General features: G+C 41.7%; 24 protein-coding genes. 12 read left to right on the top strand and 12 right to left on the bottom strand.

From position 1 onward, the window contains the following. Positions 1-610 precede the first annotated feature (610 nt). The 3 genes from CDG79_RS26795 to CDG79_RS26785 are packed head-to-tail and all read right to left on the bottom strand — an operon-like array spanning position 611 to position 2283. Positions 611-841 (bottom strand): hypothetical protein, encoded by a 231-nt coding sequence (locus CDG79_RS26795; protein WP_094344839.1) that lies wholly within the window; start codon positions 839-841, stop codon positions 611-613. Positions 842-867: 26 nt separating this feature from the next. Next, the gene (locus CDG79_RS26790) at positions 868-1710 is read right to left on the bottom strand and encodes a tyrosine-type recombinase/integrase (RefSeq protein WP_094344838.1); all 843 of its coding nucleotides are present in this window, start codon (positions 1708-1710) and stop codon (positions 868-870) included. A gap of 57 nt (positions 1711-1767) precedes the next feature. Next, the gene (locus CDG79_RS26785) at positions 1768-2283 is read right to left on the bottom strand and encodes a hypothetical protein (RefSeq protein ID WP_094344837.1); all 516 of its coding nucleotides are present in this window, start codon (positions 2281-2283) and stop codon (positions 1768-1770) included. Between the two features lie 145 nt (positions 2284-2428). Here CDG79_RS26785 and CDG79_RS26780 point away from each other — a divergent pair, with 145 nt between their 5' ends. Continuing rightward, positions 2429-3301, top strand: coding sequence for a DNA/RNA non-specific endonuclease (locus CDG79_RS26780; RefSeq protein WP_094344850.1), 873 nt, complete (start codon positions 2429-2431; stop codon positions 3299-3301). Positions 3302-3306: 5 nt separating this feature from the next. Here CDG79_RS26780 and CDG79_RS26775 read toward each other — a convergent pair whose 3' ends face one another. Further along, complete coding sequence (locus CDG79_RS26775) at positions 3307-3711, bottom strand: nuclease A inhibitor family protein (protein ID WP_094344836.1); 405 nt, start codon at positions 3709-3711, stop codon at positions 3307-3309. Positions 3712-3974: 263 nt separating this feature from the next. Between CDG79_RS26775 and CDG79_RS26770 the strand changes: the two genes are divergently transcribed. Together CDG79_RS26770 and CDG79_RS26765 are read left to right on the top strand one after the other, a co-directional pair. Further along, on the top strand, positions 3975-4397 hold the full coding sequence (locus tag CDG79_RS26770; RefSeq protein WP_094344835.1) for a hypothetical protein: 423 nt from the start codon (positions 3975-3977) through the stop codon (positions 4395-4397). A 52-nt stretch (positions 4398-4449) separates the two neighbouring features. Then, positions 4450-4947 carry a hypothetical protein gene (locus CDG79_RS26765; protein WP_094344834.1) on the top strand — a complete coding sequence of 166 codons (498 nt, stop codon included), beginning with the start codon at positions 4450-4452 and terminating at the stop codon, positions 4945-4947. 13 nt (positions 4948-4960) lie between these two features. On the opposite strand, the gene CDG79_RS26760 is transcribed toward CDG79_RS26765, so the two are convergent. Next, the gene (locus tag CDG79_RS26760; RefSeq protein WP_094344833.1) at positions 4961-5317 is read right to left on the bottom strand and encodes a hypothetical protein; all 357 of its coding nucleotides are present in this window, start codon (positions 5315-5317) and stop codon (positions 4961-4963) included. Between the two features lie 150 nt (positions 5318-5467). Between CDG79_RS26760 and CDG79_RS26755 the strand changes: the two genes are divergently transcribed. After that, positions 5468-5740: a putative quinol monooxygenase gene (locus CDG79_RS26755; RefSeq protein ID WP_094344832.1), complete on the top strand. Its 273-nt coding sequence runs from the start codon at positions 5468-5470 to the stop codon at positions 5738-5740. A gap of 464 nt (positions 5741-6204) precedes the next feature. On the opposite strand, the gene CDG79_RS42825 is transcribed toward CDG79_RS26755, so the two are convergent. Both CDG79_RS42825 and CDG79_RS26750 read right to left on the bottom strand, forming a co-directional pair. Further along, a complete protein-coding gene (locus CDG79_RS42825) occupies positions 6205-6348 on the bottom strand; it encodes a hypothetical protein (protein WP_189525149.1) in 144 nt (47 codons plus the stop codon). 132 nt (positions 6349-6480) lie between these two features. Beyond that, complete coding sequence (locus CDG79_RS26750) at positions 6481-6753, bottom strand: GlsB/YeaQ/YmgE family stress response membrane protein (RefSeq protein ID WP_069068080.1); 273 nt, start codon at positions 6751-6753, stop codon at positions 6481-6483. Between the two features lie 353 nt (positions 6754-7106). On the opposite strand from CDG79_RS26750, the gene CDG79_RS42820 reads away from it, so the two are divergent. Then, a complete protein-coding gene (locus CDG79_RS42820; RefSeq protein WP_189525148.1) occupies positions 7107-7256 on the top strand; it encodes a hypothetical protein in 150 nt (49 codons plus the stop codon). 102 nt (positions 7257-7358) lie between these two features. Here the strand turns inward: CDG79_RS42820 and CDG79_RS26745 are convergent, their stop codons facing one another. The 3 genes from CDG79_RS26745 to CDG79_RS26740 all read right to left on the bottom strand — a co-directional run bounded on the left by CDG79_RS26745 (position 7359) and on the right by CDG79_RS26740 (position 9876). Continuing rightward, positions 7359-8024: a glutathione S-transferase family protein gene (locus CDG79_RS26745; RefSeq protein WP_223278343.1), complete on the bottom strand. Its 666-nt coding sequence runs from the start codon at positions 8022-8024 to the stop codon at positions 7359-7361. A gap of 59 nt (positions 8025-8083) precedes the next feature. After that, positions 8084-8260: a hypothetical protein gene (locus CDG79_RS42815; RefSeq protein ID WP_189525150.1), complete on the bottom strand. Its 177-nt coding sequence runs from the start codon at positions 8258-8260 to the stop codon at positions 8084-8086. Between the two features lie 68 nt (positions 8261-8328). Further along, positions 8329-9876, bottom strand: coding sequence for an FAD-binding domain-containing protein (locus tag CDG79_RS26740; RefSeq protein WP_094344831.1), 1548 nt, complete (start codon positions 9874-9876; stop codon positions 8329-8331). A gap of 69 nt (positions 9877-9945) precedes the next feature. Between CDG79_RS26740 and CDG79_RS26735 the strand changes: the two genes are divergently transcribed. After that, the gene (locus tag CDG79_RS26735; protein ID WP_094344848.1) at positions 9946-10443 is read left to right on the top strand and encodes a hypothetical protein; all 498 of its coding nucleotides are present in this window, start codon (positions 9946-9948) and stop codon (positions 10441-10443) included. A 37-nt stretch (positions 10444-10480) separates the two neighbouring features. Here the strand turns inward: CDG79_RS26735 and CDG79_RS26730 are convergent, their stop codons facing one another. Continuing rightward, on the bottom strand, positions 10481-11089 hold the full coding sequence (locus tag CDG79_RS26730; RefSeq protein ID WP_094344830.1) for a hypothetical protein: 609 nt from the start codon (positions 11087-11089) through the stop codon (positions 10481-10483). Between the two features lie 227 nt (positions 11090-11316). Between CDG79_RS26730 and CDG79_RS26725 the strand changes: the two genes are divergently transcribed. The 6 genes from CDG79_RS26725 (at position 11317) to CDG79_RS26700 (ending at position 16478) form a co-directional block, all read left to right on the top strand. Beyond that, a complete protein-coding gene (locus tag CDG79_RS26725) occupies positions 11317-11565 on the top strand; it encodes a helix-turn-helix domain-containing protein (RefSeq protein ID WP_094344829.1) in 249 nt (82 codons plus the stop codon). 124 nt (positions 11566-11689) lie between these two features. Continuing rightward, positions 11690-12178, top strand: a complete 489-nt coding sequence (locus tag CDG79_RS26720) for a hypothetical protein (RefSeq protein ID WP_069068082.1) — start codon at positions 11690-11692, stop codon at positions 12176-12178. A gap of 207 nt (positions 12179-12385) precedes the next feature. Next, positions 12386-13732 carry a hypothetical protein gene (locus CDG79_RS26715; protein ID WP_094344828.1) on the top strand — a complete coding sequence of 449 codons (1347 nt, stop codon included), beginning with the start codon at positions 12386-12388 and terminating at the stop codon, positions 13730-13732. Positions 13733-13939: 207 nt separating this feature from the next. Next, positions 13940-14281, top strand: coding sequence for a hypothetical protein (locus CDG79_RS26710; RefSeq protein WP_094344827.1), 342 nt, complete (start codon positions 13940-13942; stop codon positions 14279-14281). A 110-nt stretch (positions 14282-14391) separates the two neighbouring features. After that, a complete protein-coding gene (locus tag CDG79_RS26705; protein ID WP_094344826.1) occupies positions 14392-14745 on the top strand; it encodes a hypothetical protein in 354 nt (117 codons plus the stop codon). Beyond that, the gene (locus CDG79_RS26700; RefSeq protein WP_094344825.1) at positions 14736-16478 is read left to right on the top strand and encodes a DEAD/DEAH box helicase; all 1743 of its coding nucleotides are present in this window, start codon (positions 14736-14738) and stop codon (positions 16476-16478) included. Before CDG79_RS26705 ends, CDG79_RS26700 begins: the two co-directional genes overlap by 10 nt. A gap of 43 nt (positions 16479-16521) precedes the next feature. Here the strand turns inward: CDG79_RS26700 and CDG79_RS26695 are convergent, their stop codons facing one another. After that, a complete protein-coding gene (locus tag CDG79_RS26695) occupies positions 16522-17406 on the bottom strand; it encodes a pirin family protein (RefSeq protein ID WP_094344824.1) in 885 nt (294 codons plus the stop codon). Positions 17407-17665 lie beyond the last annotated feature (259 nt).

Here is a 17665-nt window from a genome sequence, read left to right as displayed (position 1 = left end):
ATCGACTTTTTTGATGATTAAGATATCGTTTTTAATTTTCCGAAATCGCTAACTTTACTGTGGTAGTAACACACAGACAAGCAAATATAACGCACTTTCTATAATTAACCTTTGGGAATATACCCAACTCAAGCCTAGTCGTTGTGACTAGGCTTTTGAGTTTGAGTCTGTTACCCGAAGAGTTAAAGCAGGTATCGCATTTACCACAACGATAACTGCCCCGGTGAAACATTAGACTTACCGCCTCTATGGTATAAAAGGTGACAAGCGCTGCACAGAGCTATAAGGTTGCCTCTGTGATTATTTGCTGGATTTCTGTCCCAATGGTGTACCTGTAGCGTGTACACTCTACGTTTTGAGCGTGTAAGTTTTGCTGTGTTTTCTCCTGGGGGGATGCACTGTAACCCGCACTTTTGACAACGCCACTGGGCTTGTTGCTTAACTGAAGTGGCAATTTCTGACCAATTGTCTGGGTACAGAGAATGGGTGAACATCATTCAGTATAATTAAACTGCGGCTTGACCAATTGTAATGCCAATAGCAGTACGAAAGCTTAATCAAATTCATTCATACATATAGGCGATGGCTCCGCCCGCCGCAGGCATCGCTACTAGCCATAAATATCTTTTAATACAGCTTCTAGCCCCGCATTTAAATCTTGCAGTGCTGCATCCAAACTTTCATAACTTTCTTTTCCCTCCCAAAACATTCCACCACAATCGAGTGCGCGCACAAAAGAATTGAGAGGACTATCTACGTCATAACCAATTTCAATCCAGCCTTCATGCTCATCTACCCAACGAGCAATATTTGGGTAAGTTTTTTCAAATGAAACTTTCATATTTTCCTCCAGAACTAATCACCCCATCACTCATCATCATCGGGCAAATACAACCCACTACTATCAGTCGGTCTGGCATGAAGATACATTTCCGTAATCGCTACCGAACTATGCCCCAATGTTTTTTGTAACAAGTGTATCGGCGCTCCTCTGTCTAAGCTGTGACTAGCGTGGCTATGTCTGAGCCAGTGGGGTGATACATTCCCCTCAATAAGAGCGCGGTTTGCAGCATTTTTCACAATATGAAATACCATTGACCTACACAGATGACCACCCTTGGCGGAAACAAACACTGGGTCATCGTGTTTGGCGTAACCCTTTAAAGAGTTAATCTCCCGCCAAATACCAGCACCCACCAGCACGGTTCTCGTTTTATCACCCTTACCGAATACCGTGATTTGTCCACCATCACCACGGGCTTTGAGGTCACGCCACTTGAGGCTACATAATTCACTTACCCGTAAACCCGCAAAATAAAGTAAACGAACCAGAGTGCGATCGCGTCCATTTGTCGTGGAATTTATCAGTAATCGTACTTCCTCTTGAGTGAGAATTCGCTCTGCCAATCGGTTCTTTGCCTTGGGTGACTTAACTAAAACACCCAAGTTCGCCGATATCACCCCCAACTGTTTAGCAAAGGAAAATAGACTCTTTATTGCTCCCACTGCTACCCGCTTGGAATTATCAGAACTACTTAGTGTCATCACCCACAGTTGAATATCCATGAGGGTGCAATCAGAAGCGGGCTTGTTGACATGAGAAAAAAACCGCTCGGCATAGCGACGGTAGCCGTCAACGGTATTCTTACTTTTACCATGCAGCCAGAGGTCGATAAGTTCGGTATTAGTGAGCGTGGGAGTATTCAACATTGGTTATTCTTATGTTGAATGCTCCTCCATTAAACCCTACTGTGGGGACAGTGGCAGTTATTTCACTGGATGGTAAAGTCCATCTTTTGGATTCCATTCCCAACCTATGCCCCTTGGGTCGCGGTTACGAGTCCAACTGATAAATTCTTTGGTAGTGAGTTTTTCTCGTTCCGGTGCGAGGCTCGACGGACTTAAACCTAGTCGCGGTGCTAAGTTTTCAGGAGGCAATGCTTGCAGTTCAACTAAGGTTTGTTGGTATGGGTTAGCTTGTCTTCTTTGTTTAGGTTGACTGTTGTATCGAGTTGATGAAATAGCCCGTTCGATGAGTTCCAGCTTTTTGGTCATTGCGTCGAGCTTGCTTTCTAGCTTCTTCTCCATCTGCAAAACCGATTTACTGCTTGGGGTAACATCGATATCAATATTGCTATCAAACCCAGAGAGCAATTCTTCCAAGCCTTGCAGCAAGGCAATTGTATGCCCTTGGCGATGCAGCCGCGATAGTTCTCTGACTACTGGAATTAAGGCAGTAGGCACGCGAATCATTTCACTTGGTGGGGTCTTATCGTCAGCCATTTGATATCAGTTTTGATAGCAATGAACTGATTGTAGAGCCAAAGCGTTGCTTGCCGCCGTTAGGCATCGCTCTTGTATTGAAAAACTGGACATCCCCTCAAAAATGGTGATGATTAATTTAATCTGCAATCTTTTTCTAAAATTTATGCGTTTAATCATCAGTCGTTTTCAGGCTTTGGCTCTTGCAACTGCACTTGGGTTTGCTCTGTTGGGGTGTTCGCCAGCGCAAACCCAAGTGCCAACACCAACAATAGAAAAACCATTACAGCCAACGCCGATTGTACCTACTAAATCCTCAATAAGCCCTCATCTGCTGTTGGGGAATCCTAGCGGTGCAACTCCAACGAGCATTACTCCAGATAATTATCTAATGGTAAAAAACCAGTATGCACTTTCCTACAATCAAACCAAAGGGACTGCCAACTGGGTAGCTTGGCAGTTAAATAAGTCATGGCTAGGCGATGCTGAACGCCAAAATAACTTTCGTCCTGATAATACTTTGCCTGCTGGTTGGGTGCGGATAACTCCCAGTGCTTACGCAGGTTCAGGATACGATAAGGGTCACATTGCACCATCGGGCGATCGCACCAAAACGGTAGAAGATAATACAGCTACCTTTTTAATGACAAATATGATGCCCCAAACGCCCGACAACAACCGGAACACTTGGGGTAATCTAGAAGACTATTCCCGATATTTGGTAAGCCAGGGAAAAGAACTTTATATTGTAGCTGGGCCTGCGGGAAGTCAAGGCGAACCCCTCAAAGGTAAGGTGACGGTTCCCAAATCAACTTGGAAGATAGTTGTCGTACTAGACAACCCCGGCGCTGGGCTTGATGGTATTACTGCTAATACTCGCGTCATCGCGGTGAACATCCCTAACCAGGAAGAATTAAATAATGATTGGAGAGCTTACAAAGTCAGTGTTGATGAATTAGAAAAACTCACAGGCTATGATTTTCTCTCTAATATTTCGCCAAACATTCAAGAAGTTATTGAGAGCAAAGTAGATTTGTAAACAACTCAAGTTTCAACAACTTTCGTAGAAATCCCCGCTAAATTTACCGCCGGGGTTTGACCAACTATATAAACATCAATCTCTTTGTTGCCGAGGCGATACACCTGCAAATTAGTCAGGTTTTTCTTAAGTTCCTGCACAAGGGTTTGAAATCGTTTTACGGTTGCTTTTTCTTCATCCTCATGCCAATCTTCTGCTGTCGTTGCCACTTGAAAAAAATCGTCAACTCCCACAATTTCAACGGGCGTATTTTGTGGATGATTTGTTTGTTGTACAACTTTTTCAGGCGTTGCAGGTGCAGCATCTTCCCAAAGAAAAACTTCAAACGGGTACTCGGATTCGCTCATCATAAGTAAACCATCTGCTGCTGTACGAAGCTGTTCTAAAATTTCTGAATTAGTTTTGGTCATAAGCACTTAATAGAGCGTAGTTTACCGCCGCAGGCAGGCATCGCACATAAAATAGTATCCACCTCGCCGTTCATCCACCACACCCGTAAGCCGCATTTATTAACCGAGGCGAACGCTGCTTGGCAGATTTACAAGCGTAGGCGCAGGCATCGCCTCATTCACTGTGCAAAATATTCGGTTGGCAGGTATTTTATTATACCTTGTATAATATAGCCATTATTTTTGAATTTCCTCCAGCCAACTCTAGTAAGGGAAAAAGTTATATGAAACTAATTAAAAAAGTTTTAGCAATCTGTTTTCTATTATTTGGCATTCCCTTTTCTGCTGTGATGATTCTAGAAATTATGAATCCCAAAACTCCTGCTCAAGAAAAAGAAAATGATGTAGCGGCTTTAACTATTCTTACTATTCCATCAACCATTCTAGGAGGCTGGTTGAGTTGGTCTTTAGTGCAGCAGAATCGAAAGGAAAAAGCATTACTTCTGGAATCAGAACAAAAGCGTCTTCAGTTAGTTTTATTAGAATTAATTGAGCAAAATGCTGGCAGAATAACGGTATTGCAACTGGCGAAAAATGCGGAAATATCAACCCAGTTAGCTAAACAATATTTAGATGAAAAAGCCAAGGAACTTAATGCTGATTTTGAAGTAAATGAAGAGGGAAATGTTTTGTATCGGTTCTCTTGACACACTTTTAGGGACTTAATTAGAAATAAAATTACTTAGAAAAAGCGAAATTATGATTAAAATTGTCTTTTGGAATGTGATTTTGGGATTTTTGGCTGTACTAATTGCCATACTTGTTTCAGGTACAATCCAGGCTTGGGCAGCAAACCCCAATTTAGATGGCGACTCACACCCCACACGACTCAAGCTGAGTGAATGTATTGCAGATGTGAAAGAAGTCACGGCTTGGGACGAGAAAGAAACATTGGACGCAGCTCGTAAGATTTGTGAGAAACGTCAGTCACACACCAAACAAAAGGCGCGGTTTTTAGCATCTTTGAAGAAACTACAAGAGCAATATCAAAATTATACAAATCATGGATTTGACAAACAGTTACCCACAGCTATTGCAGATTCATGGACAATTGTAAAAAGTTGCATTGATTTCAAAGAGGGATTTACCTCTCCCCATAATGTAGCTGTGTTGTCAGTACCAGAGAATATTCGTAGCGGTTGTTACTCGTTAGGTGCTTCTTTGGTAGAATCCGCCCTGTTTAATCAAACGCAGTGAGTAAGCGATCGCCCTAGACACTATCATCCATCCAGCCGCATTCTGAGTTTGGGCAATCCCAATGCACCCGCGCCGTGTAGTCACGGTCAAACTCATACCCGCACTGGGGACACTTGCCAGTAAACATAGGATGGGTATCTAGCAGTTCTAGCTGTTGCTGTTGAGTCAAGCGCTGCTGTGGTTGCAGTATTAATTCGCCGTTGTAGTAGCTTGCCCCCTCTGGTTCCCACAGTTCCTCTGCTTGAGCGTTGGGGTCTTCTCGAAAGTCCAAACAACTATCCCCCTGTGGCCCTGCTGGGTGAACGACACAGATGAGGTGAGGATCATGTGAGTAAAGGAGACAGCGATCGCACTTCTTGATTTTTGGCATAATACCAGTTATACACCCTGCTTTTTCCTCTAAGAATTTCAGGAAACAGGCGATCGCCTTATTACTTGATGCTAGGGCAATCCGCAGTAACTATTGACTATGAACTGTTGGCTATGGACTAATGACGGCAGGACTAATAAGCATTGACCAATGACTAACCAAACCATTCATGTTGTAGCTCGTTTTGTAGCTTTACCCGATAAAGTAGAAAAACTCAAAGCAATATTATTGGGACTGATTGAACCAACTAGACTTGAAGCAGGTGTCATTAAATATGAACTTTTACAAAATCAATCAGATCCAACAGATTTTACTTTTGTAGAAGAGTGGGAATCCGAGGCAGCACTGGATACTCATTTAGCATCAGTCCGTCTGCAAGTACCAATAGCCAAGCTAGAAGGTGTGATTTTACCCCCAGCATGACCAAATTTTGAACCATAACGTGACCAAAAGTTAACGTAATTTCAAGCTTTTGAGCCAATCAACAACTTAACTTTATGAATCAAATTATGTCCGCGTGTTTTAAATGTGAATCATAATACGACCAAAAGTTTTATTTTTAGACTTGGTAAAAAATGCCGAGCAAGACACACTAATTTAGTCGAAAATTTTAAACTTTCGGTCAAAATATGATTCAAAATGTCCACGATATGGTTCAAAAACACGTTTAGTCGAAAATTCAGTGATTAAGCGATCGCCCGATACTTGGTTTTAAAAGTTCTCGATCAAGAACACGTACAAATGAACTATAAAACCCACGTTGCTTCCTGGAATTAGGTTTTGACGTTTTTGGACTACATTTATAACTTTAAAGTATATGTTGTTCTAGTGCGGAGTGAAGCGTATCGTGTCCGTTTGGTAAAAATATGGTTCAAATCACAGAAGGATTAATAGCTGCGCCACCAGATATCCGACGTTATTCTATTTTGGCTGCGATCGCCTAGTATCCAAGGAGTAGAATCTTGAAATGGTTGCAGACAGGACAGTTGGTTCTTTAATTCTTCTAGCCAGGGGTTGAGGGTGAACGGCATCGCACCCCAACAAAATAATATTAGCGCCTACCTAAATATAGGTAAGCGCTATTGTTTTATTTCAATTCAGGGAGAAAATATAGTGAAATGAATTCCCTGATTTTTACTATTAATTAATTCCAATTTAATTGATTACACAGCACTGCGACGATTTAGCAAGTTCCACAAGAAAACAGCGACAATTGCGCCAAGAACTGCTACCGCGATACCGGGAATGCTGAGTGTGGGAGCGGCTAATGTCAAGGTTCCTGTACTGAAGAATACACCCAAACTACCACCAACAAAAGCACCGATAATTCCTAATAAGATTGTTCCTAAGATTCCACCGCCTTGATGACCGGGGTAGATAGCTTTTGCAATAGCACCAGCAATTAGACCTAAAACAATCCAAGCAAGAATATTCATTGTTTTAATTTGATAAACGTTTTTTACTTACAAATACACAATAGCAATCCAAACATTGGCATTCAATCTCCCAACAGAACCAATTATTAATAGCCTTAAGGATGAATGCTATTACTTCTCTTGATATACCCCCTAATTGAGATGGATAATAAATAAAAAAGCTCCTAGTTGGTCTAAAACCAGGAGCTAATAAATTCATTGCTTGATAATTGCAGTATAGGCATTTTTAATGATTTCTCTCATCTACTTTAAGAATTAAGCTAAGTTTGAAAGCCGAATATTAAGTAGAACAAGGTGAAGGAGTAAATGGCTTGTAGCTGCGACCAATGTAAAAGAAGTCATCAATTGCTGGCTTGTTAAATTCAGCCACCCTTACAACTACCTTGGCACTGGCAACAATTATTTTCTATCCATCAAAAACTTTGTCACAAACATCAAGCGACGGACGCAACACAGTTCCCCAGGCAGGTTGCCTATCTGGGTATCCTGATGGCACATATTGAGGTTCGCGCCCAGTTACGCGCTATGAAGAAAGCTGCTGGATTGAATACGTGCCTAGAGAGGCTAAATCAACTTATTCCTGTTATGTCTATCTTTTGCGCTAGTCAGGCAGTCGGTTGCTGACGCGTGAAAACCGCTAATTGAGCGGCGAAAGCACGCTTGAAGGCGGGCCGCGCTTCGCCACGGGCGACATAGGTAGAGAGATTCGGATAGTCGTTGAGCATACCCGATTCTTTCAACCTGAGCAGCACTTCCACCATCATCAGGTCGCCTGCGCTGAATGCGCCATCAAGCCATTCGGCATCTCCAAGGTGACTGGAAAGTTCTAAGAGCCGGTTACGGATGCGACCTTCGACGACACGCAGGCGCTGCTCGTACCAGACCTCATCACGCTCTAAGTACGTGGCGATTTCCCGATCAACGATTGGCGGCTCCATCGTGTTAAGTGCGGCAAACATCCATGTGATCGCTCGCGCTCGACTATTGGCATCGTCTGGCAACAGCCCTGTATGGCGCTTTGCGATATGGAACACGATCGCCCCCGACTCGAACAGGGCGAGATCACCTTCTTCATAGGTTGGAATTTGCCCGAAAGGATGAAGCGCACGGTGCGCGGGTTGCTTCATCTCACTGAACGAAACAAGACGAACGTTGTAAGGTTGGCCCACTTCTTCGAGCGCCCAGCGAACGCGTATGTCACGCGCCAGTCCCTTGCCGCCATCAGGCGACCGTTCAAAGGCGGTAATAGTGGGTGTCATTGTCAGGGTCATGGTGATTTCTCCTTTCGGCCCAATTTTCTGCTTTGGGTGTGTGTTCTAACTCCAGTAAACTAGCTCTCCAGCCATTCCATAACTGATTGAATTTGCTGTTGCTCAACGCCGCAGCTTTGTTGTCCGTAGCATAAAATAGTTGGCTGGGCTGGTTTGGGTTTGAGGAAGTTTAAGAACTTCATGACGGTGAGAAACGCAACTATTACCAGGGTTCCCATTTGTTGAGGCGATGTCAACGTATGTAAACTACGCTCTTAACTGACTTTCCCCTAGAACTAGCTGCGATCGCTATCCTTCTTCTTTTCTACTCTAGTTCTGCTTCTAATTCCTTGAATTCTTTGTACTGTCTATCTTTGTGCTGCCAGTATTTATTTACTGTTTCTTTAGCTGCAACTGCACTTTCATATTCTGTTCCACCTTGGAGAGTTAATCTTTCTCTTACTTTTTTCCGAAGGTCAGAGATGATTTTCCCGTTAACTTTGCGGGTTTTAGCCCAATCTAAAATAGTTTGTGGATAAGAACTAGTGCCAATATATTTACCTTGAATAATTTCTGGTAGACTGTAACCTTTTAGTTCGCTTACCCAATAGTAAATAAATTTAAGGTCTGGATCTTTTTCTGTAATATTTTTGTTTGGATTATATATGCGAAAAGTATCACTTAAGGGATTAGTAACACCTGATTGCATCTGCCACTGCCAATTATCAATTGCTAAATCTCCATCTACTAAATAGTTCATATAATGTCTAGCACCATGATGCCAGGAAATCCCGCAATTGATAGTTAAAAATGTGGCGCACATTGCCCTCATGCGAAAATTCATCCAACCCATAGTTTTTAGTTGTCGCATACTAGCATCTAGGAGAGGAAAGCCTGTCATTCCCTCCTGCCAAGCATGAAACAGTTCTTGTTTTTCTGGTGGTAACTCTAGGGGTGTATACCATTCATCAAATTCTGGGTAACGATTTTTGTAAGCTATTTCTGGGTAAAAATAAAGACGCTGTGTAAAACTATCATGCCAGCGTAGACGGTCACGAAAAGCTTTTAATGAAAATTCCGCCTTGGGCTGATTTGTAAGCTCTGCTGCTCGTGCTTTAGTACTTTGGTAAACAATGCGAGTTGAAATAGTCCCAAAAGTTAGATGTGGTGATAAATGCGATGTTGCGCCTTGTTGTGCTAACCAAGGGCGTGAAAGTTTCCAATGATAGCCGTTGAATCTACTTTTAAGAAATGAATTTAATGTAGCTTGTGCCTGTGTTTCTCCACCAATAAAATATACCTGTTCTGTTTGCAAAAAAGCACGATATTTATGTTTTAGTTCAGAAAATTTAATTTGAGGTACGTTTAGAGAAAGTGATGGAGTGTTGATACTAGTGGGAGTTGGGTAAACAGATTTTCTTTGATATGTGTAATATTCGTTAAACCACTGCTCACGTTTATCTTGTGATTGTAAAAAGTTATTTAGTCCCAGATGATATTCGAGATTTAATCCTTGATATAAATTAACTATACTTTTATCTCGGCTAATACCATACTCGACTTGTACATCACGATTTAAGTAGAGTTTTGGTCTATGTCCCTGCTGTGTTAATTGTTGAGTTAATTCTTGTATAATCTCTACAGAATTACCTTCAAATAATATTAGTTTGCTGCCTAATTTTTGTAAATTGCTATCTAGATTTTCTAAAGACTCAAACAAAAACCGCACCCGCCCTTTACCTACATCAACCCATTGATAAAACCAAGGGTCAATAATGAAGAATGGTAAAACTGCGGCATTATTAGCAGACGCTAAGGTGACAATTTCGTTGTCAGTCAAACGTAAATCTCGACGAAACCACAGAAGGTGCATAACTCAATTTTCTATATCAAATCAGATAATACAATTGTACTATCTAATTTAAATGGTGGAACTAAAACTATGACCTACGCCTACAGCATGGATGACGCGGTGCAGGTAGCTAATCAGGCGGCTACTGACATTGAGGCGTGGTTATGGTCAAAGTCAGAAACTATTAGCGTTGTTAATGTTGAGAATGACCCAGATTACCAACGCAGAGATATTGACCTCATCTGGACAACGCACAGTGGCGAAATTTTGATTGAGATTAAGGGCGATAGGTGGGACAGGACTCGTAACCTCTTCTTTGAAACTCACAGCAACCTAGAGAAGGGAACCCCCGGCTGCTTCATGTACACTGAAGCGGACTGGCTATTTTATTACTTTGTCAACACCCACCAACTGTACAGGCTACCAATGCCCAAAACGCGGGAGTGGTTTTTGATTACCATGCGGCGGTTTCGGGAGCGCTCGACTACAACACCAGTGGGGAATAGCTATTACACCACTGTGGGGCGATTAGTGCCGATTACTACGGTGATGTTGGAAGTGGCGGGGATTAAGATGGAGCAGTTGTAGGGGGGCGATGGGGCGATCGCTTTTGTTTAAATAATGCCTATCGAGAAGCTTTTTTACCTTGCTCATATCTTAGTAAAGTCTCATATTCCTTTTTTAAATTGTGTAAAGAAGTTTTAACATCCTGGTTAAATTCGGCAGGAAATTTCAGATCAGGATTGCCTTGAGTCGAAACGCCTTGCTCTTTCCATAAGCGATATAAGCATCCACTCTGAGCCTCGTGCTTTAAAAACTGGTCAAAGCTTTCTGGTAATTGACCAGATTCTAAAAGATAACTTTTTGTGTTAATTAGTTCAGCCTTTTGAGAATGAAGCGGCAGAAAGTATGTTTCAGCAAAAAACCGCCAGACTTTCCAATGTCTATCATCATTTTTATCAAATAGGGACTGCCTCACCTTGCCATTTTCTGAAGGTAAAACGCGTACTGCAACATCATATATAATCTGCGATTGCTGAACTAGACCCCATAACGGGCCATATAACTCTTCAATTTGGCGTTTTAAATGTTCTAGTTTTGCTTCCCGTTGCTGCTGTTTGATTAAACGACGGTTCTCCTCTTGCCAGCCACGAACTGTAATTATTGCTGTAATTATTGCGACAATAAGTGCAACTACAGCACCTATCAAGGCAGAAATAACTGTTGTATCCATGTTGTCTTCCTAATGGTCACTCTGAGCGATCGCCCATCCAAACTTTGACTCTAAGAATTCAGGTTCAACATTACTTAAAAAACTCTCATCCATTCAAGCAATAAATTTTACTCCAAAAATAGATATTACGGATATCCACTGAGGTTGGTTGAGATTTTGCATGGTTAATATGTAACAAATAATATAGCATCAGCTACTTAAACTAGTGGGTCAAGTTTAGAAGTTAAATGACTATCAAAAAACCCTTGGCTATCAACCAGCCAGAGGTGGGGCGGATCATTCATGATCTGCGGCTTTTGGCTGGGCTAACGCAAGAACAATTTGCAGCCACTTTAGGCGTTACTTATACCACGATTAATCGTTGGGAAAATGGACGCTCAACGCCGTCGCCGATGGCGATGAAGCTTATTGAGCAGAAGCTTGATGAGATGGGCGCTCAAGGTCAGGATTTGTTGGCTAAGTATTTACCGAATTAGTTGTTTGCTCAGTTTTGGTGTGAGCGATCGCAGTTCGTTTGGTCGATGTCTTCGGCAATGATGCGAGTGCAACTGTAGATGTGAAATAGAAATAAGCTATCAAACTGACAAATTTAGGATATATATGACATCTCAAATTCCAGATACATTTCTATATCAGGGCGAAAAATACGAATTAGTTGCTTTAGATGGGGAAAGACTAATAACCCCTCAAGATTACGGTATGAAGCCGCAAATGCTTCACACAGCTTGCTATCGCGGCTTTTACTCCACTTATGAGATTACCAACGATGGCTTATTCCTTACAGAAATGGTCATTGGTGAAGTCGAAGAAGGACACAAATCAATACAAGGCATCATGCCAAAATTGCCTTCTCAGAATAGTCATGGTTATCCGACTTATAAAGGATTAAGGCTTATTACACCTTTTGCCGGAAGAATTAGGCTAGGCAAAGATTTTATTCAAGAGCTATATGTTCACATGGGTTATCAAAAACCTACTGCTTATGAAACACTTTTAGAATTCGCTTTTGAAGTAGGTAAGCTAGTGTCTATGCAAGACATTTCAGATGAAAATTCCAAAAATAGAGGTGCTTTTAAAAAAATGTTTTAAACTGGCGACCTCATACAAAGTATTGAAGAGTCTTTTTCTCTAGATATTGAACTTGAGTAATCGCGATCCACTTTAATATGGCGAACGCTCTCTGTTCTTAGAGGACAAATGAAAGATGCGATCAATCTCTCTTACCCAATTCTTAAGGGAAATTCAGTATAAATTCACGTGACACAATGTAAATATAACCGTTAAGGAAAGGAAAATATGACAGAAATTATACCTGTAAATTCTACAACAATTCAACTGGCACCGCTACCACAAAGTATACTACCAGCTATCAGTCAATTTATTACGGCTTTGGGAATTCCAAGAGAGGTATTAGCAAGCGAGGAAGAAATTGAATGTGCTTGGAGAGATTTACCTAGAGAGTTGCGTAGTATTCCTAATATTAATTTAAAAGGTGAGCTAATTATTAAAATGTGTATTGCAGTAAGCGGAGGTCTTTTTGATAGCGCAATTAACTATGCTTGGAATGCTGCTATCTTGCAGTTAAGAGAAAAAGTGAAAAATTTCGGATTGGAAATAGTTTCTCAAATTCTTTCCAAAAATTTTGAAGAAAAACATCTATTAGAGCTTCAGGACTCTGAACTTTTAGATATTTGTTTGAAACTCAATCTTGCAACTGAAGATGGTTATTTTTTCTTAGATCAATGTAGAAGTACTCGTAATAATTTCTCGGCAGCGCACCCAACAATTGGACAATTAGATGATCGTGAGTTTATCGTATTTCTAAAGAGGTGCGTAAAGTACGCTCTAGCTGAATCTACTTCACCAAGGGGTATCCATATTGGTACTTTCATTTCTGCTGTCAAAACATCTAGGTTTACAGAAGGACAATGTTCATTATGGTTGGAACGCATAGATGCAACTCATGATGCTCAGAGAGATTTGCTGTTTAGTATGATTCATGGCATTTATTGTGATCCAACTACATTAGAGCCTGTGCGTTTAAATATAATAGATTTATGCCTTCCTTATAGCGAAAAATTCACATCATCTATTCGGTCTAAGCTAATTATTCAACATTCAGAATATCGAGCCAAGGGTGACATACAACGATCTGCAATATCTCAACAATTTTTTGACAAAATAGGTCTGTTTACTCTTCTTGATGATTGTGAAAAGCACACTATTATATCAAAAGTACTTAATCAACTGTGGAACGTTCATCAAGCATGGAACAACTTCTATAATGAACCCCCATTTGCAGAGCGATTAGCAGAACTATCTAAAAAAGGTTTATTACCAAAAAATATACAGGAGGAATTTGTTGAAAAGGTAGTTGGTTGCTACATTGGAAATGGACATGGAGTATCTGAAATGGCAAAGCCTTTTTATGAGGAAATGATACGTGAATTTTCACCAAAAGAAATTCAACACATGGTTGAAATTACACGTAAAAATTCTTCTATAGTCGCACGTCGAATAAATAGCGAATCCTCATGTCGTATCAAGTTTATACAAGCTCTCAAATTAATTGATGCTTCTAGCGTACCTGATACAGTTAGAGTTAGTTATGAAAATTTCATAGGGATAAGAAGAAGTTATTAACTAGATATACCACTGACACAAAGGACTAATATTATGGAATTATTTTCCTATGAAGCATTTGACAATAATCAAGCTTAAAAAAAGGTATTAAAAGCTATATCGCTGGTGTAGATGGCAGTCCTAATTATACTTTATTGAGAAATGCGATCGCTCCTTCATTCTTAGAGGAAATACCAAGCATTCGTTTAAATATAAGAGAGCATAATTATGGATGAAATTGTTAGTAAATTAGCAGGAGTTGGATTACCAGCCATTGTACTTCTTATCACAATGGCATCAACTGGTTTAGCTGGTGCTGCTGCAATTACTGCGGCATTAGCCATGTTAGGGCCAGGCGGAATGGTGGGCGGTATTGTATTACTGGGAATAATAGGTTTAGCATCAGATGCACTAACCAAATATGGATTGACAGCACTACTCCAGGGAATTTACGAAGAGAGAAGGAGAAGAGGTGAATCATTACAAACCCTATGTAGGGAAATTGATGGTTTACCAATTACTAATGAACTCAAATTAGTTATAAGGAACCATATTGGTTGCTCTCGTTAATCGGGGTAAATTAGCATCCGTTCAGAAACTTACGCGATTGGAACTGATGATCCGCTTTCAATACTGCGATCGCACCCCAGATAATTAAGTAAACATTGCAACATATTTATATGAGTGAACCTATTACTTTAACTGCACTTTTCGGAGCTTGTAAAGCAACTGCTGACATTTCCATAAAACTAGCTAAGGCTTTAAAATTAACAGAATCTATTGAAAGTAGACTTGATTGCTTAATACAGGTAGAATTTAATGCCGCTAGGAAAACACTTCTTGAGGCGTGTAATTCTAGCTCTTCTGATGAACAAAAGTCCGTTCTGATTAACGATGCCAGGAAGAGTTTTACTAAAGCTACTGATCTTGAAAAAGGGGAGCGACTTTTTTATGCTTACTTAGGATTAGCAATTTGTCATTATTTACTTGATGATATAAATAATGTTAAAACAGCTGGTATGACGTGCCAGTAGGTAAAAAGCAACTGCACCCAGATTTTATCGTGCTGCACCCTAGCCGGGGTTTGTTCATCCTTGAGGTGAAAGACTGGAAACTAGACACTATTCAAAATATCAACCCCTCCACAGTCACCATAATTACTGAGAATGGGGTAAAGGAAGTCAAGCACCCACTACAACAAGCCAGAGATTATGCCCTAGCAGTCAACAAGATGCTAGAAAAAGACCGCGCCCTGGTGCAGCAAGAAGGTAAATATCAAGGTAAGCTGATTATCCCCTACGGTTACGGTGTGGTATTCACCAACATCACCCGCAAAGCATTCAATGAAAGTGAACTACCCGCAGTATTTGAGGAAAACTTAGTTATCTGCAAAGATGAAATGCTCCCAAGTACAGATGCAGGGGAATTTCAGCAGCGAGTTTGGGATTTATCGGCATATCAATTTGGCAAGACCCTCACCAGCAGTCAAATAAATAGAATCCGTTGGCATATCTTCCCAGACTTGCGACCAAAACAGCAGTTTGATGATGACAGTCTCTCAGATGAAGAAACTCCCAAACCCTTTATCCCAGACATTCTCAAGATTATGGACTTGCAGCAAGAGCAGCTGGCACGGAGTCTAGGTGATGGACATCGAGTAATTCATGGTGTAGCTGGTTCCGGCAAAACCATGATTTTAGCCTACCGTTGCCAGCACCTTGCACAAGTCAGTAATAAACCAATTTTGGTGCTGTGCTTCAACGTCTCTCTTGCTGCCAAACTCCGGCAGACTATCCAAGATAAAAACAGAGTCAGTCGCATCAAAGTACGACACTTTCATGGCTGGTGCATGGATTTACTCAAAAAATATGACATCCCCAGACCCGACTCTAGAGAGTATCAAGGGGAAGATTATATAGAAGAACTAGTTCAAAGAGTAATTACCGCCGTTGATGCCAAGTTGATACCGGCTGGCACGTATGGCGCGGTGATGCTAGACGAGGGCCACGACTTTAAACCAGAGTGGTTAAAGTTGATTGCCCAGATGGTCAACCCCGAAACCAACTCTTTGCTTATCCTCTACGACGATGCCCAAAACCTCTACGGTGAAAAGCGCGACAAGAAATTTAGCTTTAAGAGCGTAGGCATCCAGGCACAGGGACGCACCACCATTTTTAAACTCAACTACCGCAACACAGCTCAAGTATTGGGGGTAGCCTATGAATTTGCTAAAGAAGTAATGCAACCCACCGAAACCCAGGATGAGGATCAGCAAATATTGGTAGAACCTTCCAGTGCAGGACGGCAAGGCCCCAAACCAGACCTCATCCGTTTACCCAGCTTCAAACATGAGGTAGATTACCTAGCAGGGCGAGTGCAACAATTACACGAGCGAGATATCCCCTGGAACGAAATAGCAATTATTTACCGCTCCAACTTTATGGGCGATCGCATCTACAAAGACTTCCAACAAGCCCAAATCCCAATAGAGTGGGTAAACGCCGACAGTGACAGCCGCAACTATCACCCGGACGAACAAAGCATCAAACTCATAACCATGTACTCCAGCAAAGGGCTAGAGTTCCCAGTGGTGCTTATTCCTGGTATTGGTTTTATGCCTGACCAGTACGGACACGGCACACCAGAAGAAGAGGCGCGGTTATTGTATGTGGCAATGACACGGGCAATTGAGCAACTGATTCTGACAAGCGATCGCTCCTCACAATTCACCAGTCGTTTGGAGACAGCATTAGGCAAGCTAGTTTAATTGGTAGTCGAGCTATCGCCCACGCCCACCCTCATGACTGATACTAAAAGGGATTAGCCTCTGTCACCACTTCTGGCAGTGGAATAAACTCTGTTTCATCTGACACGCTAGCAAACTGGCAATCCCGCCAATCGGCTTTTGCTTGCTCTATCCGCTCTGGTCGGCTAGAAACAAAATTCCACCATTTGTAGCGTGTACCCAATGGTTCACCACCAATAACAATACACCGAGCAGCAGCAGCAGCAGAAACTCTTATTTCATCGACTGGTTCTAGGATAGCGAGGCGATATGGCTCTAGCGGCTGCCCATTAATGCTTAAACCTTCTGTGACGCTGTATACTGCCCTCTCTGAATAATCAGTGGGGATAGTAAAGTGAGCATTGGCAGACAGCACCACATCTAAATAGAGAATAGGTGAGAAAACTTTGACAGGTGAGGTGTAGGAGCCTGCAACTCCTGCAATGAGTTTAATGACAGCACCATTCTCTTCCCAGGTAGGAAGGGTTTGGGCAGGATAGTGAGCAAAGCTTGGATCGATTTCTTCGTATTCCACAGGTAAGGCAACCCAGGTTTGAATGCCATGAATGGTAGTTTCTTTTTGACGATCGATGTCGGGCGATCGCTCTGAATGTACAATCCCCTTTCCTGCCGTCATCCAGTTCACAGCACCCTGTTGAATTTCCTGTACAGTGCCTAAACTATCGCGGTGCATCAAAGCACCATCAAATAGGTAAGTTACGGTGGCGAGATTTATATGAGGATGTGGTCGGACATCGATACCTTTGTTCGGTGGCAAAACAGACGGGCCAACATGATCAAAGAAGATAAACGGGCCAACCATTTGGCGATTAGAATATGGCAAGCTGCGACGGGCAACAAACCCACCCAAATCTTTAACTTCAGGTTCAATAAGTTGCAGTATTGCCATAAGTGATGGGGGGTGATTGATGAATGCTGGAATCATTATAAGTAGATCCACCAGCAAAAAGCTAACCTTTATGAGTTATCTGTTTGTGCGATCGCTCATCTGAATTTACCAACCGTGTTGAGACAGCATTAGCGCTCTTTTATTACTCTCATGAGAGTATAATTAGTTACTAAGAGTTTAACTTAGCAAGGGTATTTAATTGGGTTCAAGAACGGCTACCTCCACGATCACCGTGGTAGATCAGTACTGCGATGCCTAT

Source organism: Nostoc sp. 'Peltigera membranacea cyanobiont' 232, assembly GCF_002245985.1.
Lineage (GTDB): Bacteria > Cyanobacteriota > Cyanobacteriia > Cyanobacteriales > Nostocaceae > Nostoc.
Note: the sequence above shows the minus strand (reverse complement) of the source record. Positions and strands in the feature narration are given on the sequence as shown.